The organism is Actinomyces sp. MRS3W (assembly GCF_032465695.1).
Classification (GTDB): Bacteria; Actinomycetota; Actinomycetes; order Actinomycetales; family Actinomycetaceae; genus Actinomyces.
Genome location: NZ_JAWDJJ010000265.1, coordinates 19363 through 29874, shown reverse-complemented (window position 1 = coordinate 29874; position 10512 = coordinate 19363). Strand labels below are relative to the sequence as shown.

7 protein-coding genes are annotated in these 10512 nt (G+C 67.0%); 4 read left to right on the top strand and 3 right to left on the bottom strand.

Annotation, left to right across the window (positions count from 1 at the left end):
• The 3 genes from RWX45_RS10180 to RWX45_RS10170 all read left to right on the top strand — a co-directional run.
• On the top strand, positions 1-2180 hold a 2180-nt coding region (locus tag RWX45_RS10180), incomplete at its 5' end, for a glycoside hydrolase family 3 N-terminal domain-containing protein (RefSeq protein WP_316023605.1).
• 588 nt (positions 2181-2768) lie between these two features.
• On the top strand, positions 2769-3530 hold the full coding sequence (locus RWX45_RS10175) for a DUF6318 family protein (RefSeq protein ID WP_316023604.1): 762 nt from the start codon (positions 2769-2771) through the stop codon (positions 3528-3530).
• A gap of 310 nt (positions 3531-3840) precedes the next feature.
• Positions 3841-4350, top strand: a complete 510-nt coding sequence (locus RWX45_RS10170) for a hypothetical protein (RefSeq protein ID WP_316023603.1) — start codon at positions 3841-3843, stop codon at positions 4348-4350.
• Positions 4351-4380: 30 nt separating this feature from the next.
• Here the strand turns inward: RWX45_RS10170 and RWX45_RS10165 are convergent, their stop codons facing one another.
• From RWX45_RS10165 to RWX45_RS10155, 3 genes are all read right to left on the bottom strand, one after another.
• Positions 4381-5253: a CPBP family intramembrane glutamic endopeptidase gene (locus RWX45_RS10165; RefSeq protein ID WP_316023602.1), complete on the bottom strand. Its 873-nt coding sequence runs from the start codon at positions 5251-5253 to the stop codon at positions 4381-4383.
• Positions 5254-5487: 234 nt separating this feature from the next.
• Positions 5488-6750 (bottom strand): alpha-amylase family protein, encoded by a 1263-nt coding sequence (locus tag RWX45_RS10160; protein ID WP_316023601.1) that lies wholly within the window; start codon positions 6748-6750, stop codon positions 5488-5490.
• A 150-nt stretch (positions 6751-6900) separates the two neighbouring features.
• The gene (locus RWX45_RS10155; protein WP_316023600.1) at positions 6901-9840 is read right to left on the bottom strand and encodes a UvrD-helicase domain-containing protein; all 2940 of its coding nucleotides are present in this window, start codon (positions 9838-9840) and stop codon (positions 6901-6903) included.
• 108 nt (positions 9841-9948) lie between these two features.
• Here RWX45_RS10155 and RWX45_RS10150 point away from each other — a divergent pair, with 108 nt between their 5' ends.
• Positions 9949-10254 carry a nucleotidyltransferase family protein gene (locus RWX45_RS10150; RefSeq protein WP_316023599.1) on the top strand — a complete coding sequence of 102 codons (306 nt, stop codon included), beginning with the start codon at positions 9949-9951 and terminating at the stop codon, positions 10252-10254.
• Positions 10255-10512 lie beyond the last annotated feature (258 nt).

Below are 10512 nucleotides of genomic sequence, written 5' to 3'. Positions count from 1 at the left end.
GCAGCCTGGTGGAGCAGGGCGTCAATGTAGACGCTGAGGTCGCCTCCACCTACCGCCAGTGGTGTGAGGCTCAGGAGCCGCCGGTGGAGGAATGGGGCAACTGGCCCCGCTACTATCCGGAGATGGAGGTGGATGACGCATTCGTGGCCGCCGCGGCCTCCCGGGCTCGCACCGCCGTCGTCGTCATCGGGCGCGCCGCCGGGGAGGACCGGGAGAACGTACTCGAACCCGGCGCCTACTACCTCACCGAGACAGAACGTGCCCTTGTGGAACGGGTGACCGGCCACTTCGAGAGCACGGTGGTCATCGTCAACTCCGGCAATGTCATGGACCTGTCGTGGGCCGAGGAACTGAACGTGTCCGCCCTGCTGCTGGCCTGGCCCGGCGGTATGGAGGGTGGGCGGGCAACCGCCGACGTGCTCACCGGCGCTGCGGAGCCGGGCGGGCGCCTGACCGACACTATCGCGCGCGCTTACGAGGACTACCCCTCCGCCGCGAACTTCGGCGACGCGGAGTACAACAACTACGCCGAGGACATCTTCGTCGGCTACCGCTACTTCGAAACCTTCGCCCCGGACAAGGTGCTCTTCCCCTTCGGGCACGGCCTGGGGTACACCTCCTTCGAACTCGCCGCTGCCGAAGCGGAGGAGGCCGACGGTAGCGTTCGCGTCCGGGTCGCCGTCACCAACACCGGCCCCCGTCCCGGTGCCACCGTGGTGCAGGTTTACCGAGGCGCCCCCGCCGGTGCCGCCCTGCCGCACCCGGCCCGCGAGCTGGTCGCATTCGCGCGCACCGACGTCGTCGCCCCCGGTGCCAGTCAGGAACTGACCCTCGTCTTCCCCCGGGAGCGCCTGGCCTCCTTCGACGACGCCGGCACGACCGGTCACGCTCACGCCTGGGTCATCGAGGCCGGCGACCATCCGGTGTACGTGGGCACCTCGGTGCGGCAGACCACCCTGGCGGGCAGCGTCGTCGTCGAGGCCCTGGAGGTCACCGAGCAGCTGGAGGAGGCGCTTGCGCCCGCCCCGGGGGCCCCATTTGAGCGCATGACAGTGGTCCGCGATGCGCAGGACCGGCCCCAGGTCGGTTGGGAAGCCGTGCCGACGGCGACCATCGACCTGCGTGAGCGCATCCTGGCCCGCCTACCCGAAGCGATCACCCCAACCGGCGACACCGGCATCCGCTTCAGCGACGTGGTCGCAGGGCGCACCACCATGGAGGCCTTCGTCGCTCAGCTGGAGGTCGAGGACCTGGCTCAGCTTGCTTACGGCGACGTGGAGATGAACTCCCCGCTGGGTGCGCCGGGCAATGCCGGTGCCTTCGGCGGCCTGACCGAGCGCCTGCGCGCTCTCGGTGTGCCCCCGGTCATCACTACCGACGGCCCCTCGGGCATTCGCGTATCCGCCTACGCCAGCCTGCTGCCCTGTGGCACCGCCCTGGCTTCCAGCTGGGACATGGCCCTGCTGGAGCGGCTCGCCGCGCTGCACGGGCAGGAGATGCTCCGCAAGGGCTCCGATGTGCTGCTGGCGCCGGGATTGAACATCCACCGCGACCCGCTGTGCGGACGCAACTTCGAGTATTACTCAGAGGATCCGTTACTCACGGGCCTGGCGGCGGCAGCCGTCGTGCGCGGGATCCAGTCCCAGGGGGTGTCGGCCTGCCCGAAGCACTTCGCCTGCAACAGCCAGGAGACCAACCGCATCTACAACGACTCACGGGTGTCGCAGCGGGCCCTGCGGGAAATCTACCTGCGTGGATTCCGCATCTGCGTTGAGCAGGCCGGCCCGCTCAACATCATGACCAGCTACAACAAGATCAACGGCCAGTGGGCGCACTACAACTACGACCTGGTCACCACCATTCTACGCGGCGAGTGGGGCTACCAGGGCAATGTCATGACCGACTGGTGGATGCGCTACGCGCCGGATCCGCTGTTCCCCGAGTTGAAGGACTCCGCCACGCGAGTGCGCGCGGGCGTGGACGTGCTTATGCCCGGCGGCACGACCTGGTCCTCCACTCGCGCCGATGGTCACGACGACGCCATCCTCGCCGGCTACTCGCCGACCGACGCCAGCGGGGAGCACCTCACGCTCGGTGAACTGCAGCAAACCGCACTGCACGTGCTACGCATGGCGGCCACCACCCCGGCCGCCCGCGCCGCGGCCACCGAGACCGCCTGAACCCAACCTACGGGGCGGGTTTCAGTTTGTCGGACATGCCTCGTCAGCCCCATGCCCGGCCACCTCCTTCGCCGAAACCGGCACTAATAACATGCCGAAACCGGCACTAATGACGTGTCGAAACCGGTCGTTGTGGTGGTGGGGTGGGTGGCGGACAGGGCCGGTCGGAGCGGTGTTGAGGAGCGGTGGATGCGTGCAGGCGGGCCCCGCGGACGCTTGTCCTCTGGCTGGTAGCGGCGGGGGCGGCGAAAAAGTGTCCATTGGTCGCAACTTTTAGCAGCAGGGCTCGCCGGTTACTTCTGGATACCGCCTCTGACCTGGGCAAACGCGCAGGCGCCAGGTCGGGCCGGTGAGGGCGTCGACTAAAAGTTGCGACAGATGGTCACTCACGACCCATGACGCCTGGTGCCCGCCCGACCACGGCGCCCGGTCATCTCACCGCCGCGCGTGGCCGACGGGGTTTTCCACAGGCGCGCCGGCCCGGGTAGCGGTGACGCGGTAGATCTCGGTACGGTTGCGGGCGTCGGCACTTGGTCGACGCGCCCACACACCCCGTTCCGGGTCCTCAATGAGGAGGCTCCCCCTTCGATGCTCACCTTCCCGTCGCTCACCAGTTTGGTCACCGCACCACAGCGTCGGTCGCGTCTTCCTCACCGCCCCAGCCATGGCCGCCACCCAAACCGCGCCGCCCGTGCAGCGGTGCTGGCCGCCTGCTTGACCCTGCTGGCCGCCGGCTGCTCCGGAAACGGCAACACCACCGACACCCCCACCGGCACCGCCGGCGGGACGCCCGCAGTTTCCGCGTCCCCCACACCGTCCGCCAGCCAGACACCATCGCCCAGCCCTACACTCAACCTTTCACCCGAGGACACCGCCCTGCGCGAGACCGCCCTGGCCATGGAAGAGCCCCAACCCTACGAGGGCGCCGACGAACACTCCGACCACGGCGCCATACTCACAGCCGGCCACTTCATCGAACTGTATCCCTACGTGTACGCCACCGGCGACCTCACCACCTGGCAGAACATGAGCGACGACAACTGCGAATTCTGCAACAGCGTCATCAACAACGCTACTGAACTACACGGATCCGGCGGATGGATCGATCCCTGGAACCAAGAATTAACGATCCTAGAGTACTGGACTGATGATAGCGATCCCAACCGGTACGTCATCCGTCTCAACGTAATCTCAGACCCCCACACATCACATTCTGGCGACGGACGCTCCACAACCCAGGCTGAAGCATCCGACGATACGCTTCTCGTTCAGCTTCATTGGTCGGACGAAGCGTGGAGTGTTGAGGTCGTAGACATTGAGAATGGTGGTGAGCCAAATGATGAGGGATAGCAAGACTGCTCTGCATGCTATGGCGATTATTTCACTGCTGCTCTCCTGTGCTGTCCCCCTTGCGTCTGCTTCGGACAGCGCGCCTACATCTGGTGAACTCAACGCAGAGGCGCACGACAGCACAGTGTCGGTGACAAGCACCACTTCACGGCGGGTGACCTCGACTGGGCCGCAGGGAACCGCTTCAGGTAACGGCGGCACTGCTAGCAGCTCTGATGGTCCGCAGTACCTGTATGGGGCTGCCAATGACAGGTGTCCCTACGGGACTGTATCGGTCAGTCCGATCACCGAGGGCCGCACCGGTTACATCATGGAGTGCCTCGACGCCCCCGTCGACACCAGCGCCGACCCGGCCACGATCGTGGTCACGGTCACCTCCAGTGATGTGGTCACCCTGCTGGCCGACGGCTCCGGTATTACTCGCCAGCCCCCGGGGGATGAGGTCCTGCTGTCGAAGATCTTCATCGTCTACACCAGCCCCGACACCCAAGTACTGACCACCACGGTGGCCGGGGCCGCCGTCACCATCCACGCCACACCCACCTCCTACACCTGGGACTGGGGAGACGGAACCACCCTGGCCACCACCGATCCTGGGGCGGCCTGGCCCAACCAGACCGTCTACCACCAGTACACCGCCACCGCCGCGGACATCACCACCACGCTGACTACTACGTGGAAAGCCACCTTCACCCCCGCTGGCGGCACCACCACGCCCGTGACCGGGACCATCACCACCACCAACACCACCACCCCCTACAACGTCGTACGCACCCTCACCTACCTCACCGACCAAGGCGAAACCCAACAAGGACACTAAACGTGCCAGAAGGGGTCCTCATTCGAAGAGCTATTTCTCCTGCTCTTGCTGGTTGGTCGTCCGGCGACGAAACAGCAGACCGCGCCTGTGAGCGACCTGCATGATGAGGACGCCCATTCCTCCGCACACCAGCACCGCCACCAACGAGCCCTCAATGCCCATCTCACCGCCGGTGAGTAGCTCGGGCCCGGTGAAGCTCGCTTCGAATAAGCCACGACCGCTTCCTGTGCCGGAGACGTCGGACCCGAAAACTCCCCCCTGCACAAAATTCCAGGCCAGGTGGACGCCGAAAACCAGCCACAGTCTACGCGTCACCAGATAGCAGGCGCCCAGGAGCACCCCTGCTTCCACCGCAATAGCCAGTGCCCCGAATACCGTCGCCTCGGGATTGCCCAGGTGCGCCAGGCCGAATAGGAGAGAGGTTGCCGCCACGGCCCACACCGTACCCAGCCAGTGCTCAAGCAATCGGAGCAGCAGCCCCCGGAAGAGAATCTCCTCAGCGAATCCTGCAGCAACACCCATGGCTAGGCCGACAATCACGCCCGGGTGCCACCCCACGGTCGTTACCCGATAAGCGCCGAACGCCGCGAGCACCAGCACGACGACGGTGATGAGCAGCCCCCCGATGAGCACTCCGGTTAGGAACTCGTGCACCTTGCCGCCGCCAGCCAGCTCGCCCACGCGCGCCCCGCGTATGAGGCGCATGCAGCCCCAGTAGCCGCCTACGGCGATAAGAGCCGACACGAGGGATCCGCCAAGGAAACTTACCGGCGAGCTGCCGATGTCCGTCATCTCCGACGTGACAGTGGCGGTGTCAGTCTCACCGATCAGCGCACTCATGATCCCCATGCCAACATATGTGCTCAGCTGCGCGGCAATGAAGACGAAAACGCCAAAGAGCACTTGCCATCCCCAGCGGCGCGCAGTGGCGGGAACTTCGCGCGCACCGGCTAGCGCCGGAGGCAGTAGTCGGTCCAGACCGGCAAGTAAGCCGCTATCAGAACGAGACGGCACGAATTCTTCTCCCCAGCAGTTGCGTTCAAGTCGGTTGCATCTGTCTGGGCACGAACAGTAACAAGTCCTGCACTGTAACAGTCTCCGTCAAGGCTTCAGTCCCCTCCCCCACTGATGCTAATTTCACGGACGATGACCGTATGCGGCACCGTTGACCTGTGTCAGCACGCGCCCGTCGGCGTCGGTGATCTCAGCGGTGGGGGTGGGATCCAGCTGCAGCGCTACGTGCAGCTTCTGCCCGCCCGCGCCGACGACGTCGTAGGCGTAGTCGCGGTTGTCCAGATGCGTGGCGGTGGTTCTCGCGGTGGTCAGCCAGGGGTTCCGACGCCGCAGTGCAATGAGTTCCTGGTGCAAACGCAGCATTGGTGCCCCCAGAGAGGACAGATCCTCCGGGCGGCCGGGGAAGGCGGGGCGCACCTCGTCGTCGCCGCCCAGACGCTCGGTCTTGACCCCGCGGAACGCCTGCTCGTCCCCATAGTAGATCGAGGGAATGCCCCCAACGGTGAACAGCAGTACCACTGCCAGGGCGGCGCCGGCGCCGCCAATCTTGGAGGCGATGCGGGTGACGTCGTGGTTGCCGACGAAAGTCATGGGCGTGAAGCTGGTCAGCAGGTCGTTGTGCCGTTGCAGGGTCCAGTCGAGTTCGAAGAAGTTCCCGTCGGCCAGCGAGCTCCAGATCGCCTTCCACAGCTCATACTGAGTCACCGAGTCCATACCGGAGCGGGCCACAATATCGGCGTAGTCGCCGTGAATGACCTCGCCCATGAACCAAGCCTCCGGGAACTCCTCGCGCACGCGCGGCAAAACCCTGGCCCAGAACTCCGGCGGGACGGCGTAGGCGGCGTCCAGTCGCCAGGCCACAGCACCCCGGCGCAGCCAATGCCGCATGACGTCGGCGACCAGGTCGGCGACGGCCGGCTCGTCATGATTGAGGGCGGCCAGGCCCTGATGCCCCTCGAAGTCCCCGTGGCGTATACCGTCCGCGGTGTGCTCCAGGCGGAAGAGCCGTTGTGCCTGCGTGTCTCCGCCCATGGCCGCTTGGAAAAGGGGGTGGGCGGTGCCAACGTGGTTGAACACGCCGTCGAGCATGACGTTGATGCCGCGCTCGTGACAGGCCGCGACGAGCCGGTCGAAGGCGGCGTCGTCTCCCAGGCGCGGGTCGATGGAGTAGAAGTCGACCGTGTCGTAGCCGTGGGTCTCGGAGGTGAAGACCGGCCCGAGTGCTAGCCCATTGGCTCCCAGTTCAACGAGGTAATCCAGCCAGCCGACGAGCCCGTCCAGCCTGGGGGTGAGTTCCCGCTCGGGGGGTGTCGGGCGCACCGGTGCGCCGGTGAAGCCGAGGGGGTAGACGTGCCACCAGATGCAGAAGTCACTCCAACGGGACACCGCTACTCCTTTGCTCCGCGCCCGGTTGGATCCTCGCACTGTAAGGCAAGCGCCGTCACAGCTCCGCCGGACGTTTACACCAAATTAGCATGTGCAACACACCAGCGGTTGTGATTGGGGCTGCGTTGCGCGGGCCTGACCCGGCCAGCTTCATACCTTGGCGATGGGAGCGAGCCGCAGCATGAGACGCTTGGTGGTCGGCGCACCGTCAACGGTGAACTCCACGCGAGCCACGGTAGAACGGCCCGTCCCCTCCAGGCCGATGACGGTGCCCACCCCGTAGGTGTTGTGACTGACCTGATCGCCGACCTTGAGTCCGGCAACCGCCTCCGGCAGTCCGGAGTCTTCCGCCGAGTGGTCCGCGGCATCGCCGGAGCCGCCGCCCAAGCGGACGGGCTTTCCGCGTGCCGCCAGGCGTTTGGCGCGGCGCGCCTCGGCGCGGTCCTTGGGGGTCTCGACCCGGCCTAGCCTGCCGGTGCGAGTGCGCCGACCGGAGCCGATAGCCGGGGCGAAATCGTCGTCGTCCGTTGAGGCGGCGCCGCCGCGCCCGCCGTATCCGCGGCGCATGCCGAAGCCGCCCTCGTCCCAGGACTCCCCCCAGCCGGTGCCGCCGCCGCGCAGCGCCTCCATGGAGGAGGTCAGGCGCTTCCATTCGATGGTGTCGGCGGGGACGTCGTCGAGGAAGCGGGAGGGTGGCATGGCGGAGGCGGTGCCCCAGGCGGAGCGCACGGCGGCGCGGGTCAGGTACAGGCGCTCGCGGGCACGGGTGACGGCCACGTACGCCAGCCGGCGCTCCTCGGCCAGTTCGGTGTCGTCAGCGAGGGAGCGCGAGTGCGGGAAGGTGCCGTCCTCCAGGCCGGTGACGAACACGACCGGGAACTCCAGTCCCTTGGCGGTGTGGACGGTCATGAGCGTGACCTGCCCCTGTTCCTGGGCCTGCGCCTGGTCGGCGACGTCGGCGCTGGGCGGGAGCTGGTCGGAATCGGCCACGAGCGAGACCCGCTCCAGGAAGTCGGCGAGTGTGCCCTCGGGGTTGGCGGCCTGGAAGTCGGAGGCCACCGCGTGCAACTCGGCCAGGTTCTCCACCCGACTGGCGTCCTGCGGGTCGTCGCTGGCGCGCAGCTCGGCGAGGTAGCCGGAAGCGTCCAGTGCGGCGTCGAGGATGTCGGCGACGCCGTCGCCGGCGTCCCGCGAATGCCGCAGGGAGGTGAGCAGTTCATGGAAGGCGGTTACCTGCCGGATGGCGCGTGTGGTCAGCCCGACGACGGCGGGCGGCTCCGTTCCCTCGCCCTCCCCCGTGCCGGCGGCCGGTGCGGGGCGGGGGGCGCCGGCGGCGTCGGCGATGGCGGTGCCGAAGGAGACGGTGTAGCGGGCGGCGTGCTCGGCCAGCGCGCCCTCCGCCTTGTCCCCCAGTCCACGTTTGGGGACGTTGAGGACGCGGCGGATGGAAACGTCGTCGTCGGGGTTGTCGACGGCGCGCAGGTAGGCAATGGCGTCCTTGATCTCGCGGCGCTCATAGAAGCGGGTGCCGCCGACCACCTTGTAGGGCTGGCCGGAGCGCACGAAGGCCTCCTCCAGCGCCCGGGACTGGGCGTTGGTGCGGTAGAAGATGGCGATCTGCCCGGGGCTTATGCCCTGCTCGTCGGCGAGGCGGTCGATCTCGGAGCTGATCCAGCGGGCCTCATCGTGCTCGGAGTCGGCCACGTAGCCGATGATCTTGGAGCCGTCACCGGAGGAGGTCCATAGATTCTTCTCGCGGCGCCCGCTGTTGCGGGCGATGACGGCGTTGGCGGCCGACAGGATGTTCTGGGTGGAGCGGTAGTTCTGCTCCAGCAGGATGGTGCGGGCGCTGGGGTAGTCCTGCTCGAACTCCTCGATATTGCGGATCGTGGCGCCACGGAAGGCGTAGATGGACTGGTCGGAGTCGCCGACGACGGTCAGCTCCGCGGGCGGGACGCTGGACCCGGCGCCGGAGGTGCCCGGCCCGCCGACGAGTTCGCGCACGAGCACGTACTGGGCATGGTTGGTGTCCTGGTACTCGTCAACAAGCACGTGACGGAAGCGGCGCCGGTACATTTCGGCTACGGCCGGTTTTGCCTGGAACAGCTGGACGGTGCGCATGATGAGGTCGTCGAAGTCCAGGGCGTTGGCGGCTGCCAGTCGGCGCACGTAGGCGCTGTAGACCTCGGTCAAGTGCCGTTCGAAGGGGTTAGAGGTGACGGCTCGCTCGGCGAATTCGGCCGGGGTGACGAGTTCGTTCTTCAGGTCCGAGATACGGGAGGCGAAGGTCTTGGGCGTGAAGCGCTTGGGGTCGATGCCGAGCTCGCGCACGATGAGGGTGATGAGGCGGGTGGAGTCGGCAGCGTCGTAGATGGAGAAGGTGGAGCGCAATCCGGCAGCCTCGTGCTCGCGGCGCAGGATGCGCACGCAGGCGGAGTGGAAGGTAGACACCCACATGCGCTCCCCCGCCGGCCCGACCAGGCCGGCCACGCGCTCACGCATCTCCGCGGCGGCCTTGTTGGTGAAGGTGATGGCGAGGATCTCACCCGGGCGGGCCCGGCCGGTGGCCAGCAGGTAGGCGATGCGATGGGTGAGCACCCGGGTCTTGCCACTGCCGGCGCCGGCGATGATGAGCAGCGGGGAGCCGGCATGGGTGACGGCCTGCTCCTGTGCGGGGTTGAGGCCCTCGAGCAGGTCCGCCGGGTCGGCCACAGTCATGCCGTAGTGGGGCACGCCGATTTCGGCCCTCCGGCCCGTCGTACCCCCGGCATCGAGGCCGGCTCGGGCGCGTTCGGCGGCAGCATTCGCCTGCGCACGCGCGACCAGAGCCGAGAGCTCCGCCTGTCGTTCCTCCCAGGTGGGGGCGGCGGCAGCCTCATCGACCTGCGAGGGCGCGCCGGCGTCTTCCTCGGGGGCGTATGGGGCGAGGTCCTCCTCGGCGGGCGGTTCGACGTCGGCCCAGGAGTCGTCGTCCCAGGCGGCGCCGGCCGGGTCGAGTGAGGGCAGGACGGTCTCCGGTGGGGGCGGGGTCGCGGCGCCGGATCCGGGCATGGGCAGAGCACCGAAGAGGGAGTTCATCGCGTCGTTCATCGTGGACCCAAGCCTAGACGAGCGAGCCGCGGCGGTGCGCATGAGAACGCGGAGCGGGCACGCTCGTCCATCCCTTGGTAGCGGCGCGTGCTTCTGAGAGACTGTGGCATGACTGTCACCGTCATAGTCGACCCAAACTCTGTCGAGGACGCCTGCCAGCGCTTCGGCGTCGCAAGGCTCAGGATCTTCGGCTCCGCTGTGAGTGGGTCCTTCGACCCGACAACCAGCGACGTCGACTTCCTTGTGGACTTCGAGGAAGGCCGAGGCAGTCGCTTCGACGACTACTTTGGGTTGCAGGAGGCCCTGGAACAAGCGACGGGCCGATCCGTAGACCTAGTGACGGCGGAGTCTCTGCGCAACCCGTACTTCCGGGAGTCGGTCCTGGCCACGGCGGAGGACCTTTATGCGTCATGAAAGCGCGGCCTACCTTTGGGACGCCGCTGAAGCCGCACGGTCCGTGATTGCCTCAGGTTCCAGCGCTGCTACCACAGATTGAAGCACTGTTGTCCTCTGCCGGTAGCGGCAGTTGATCAGCCACTGTCCGTCCCGGAGCACCAAGGCGTCAATGTAGCGGATCGAGTTATCCACCAGGATATCCTCGCCGTACTCCTTCTGAACCAGCAGGGCCTTGCCGTCATGGACGTCCGTGGCTGCAACGGGTGAGCCAGTTCC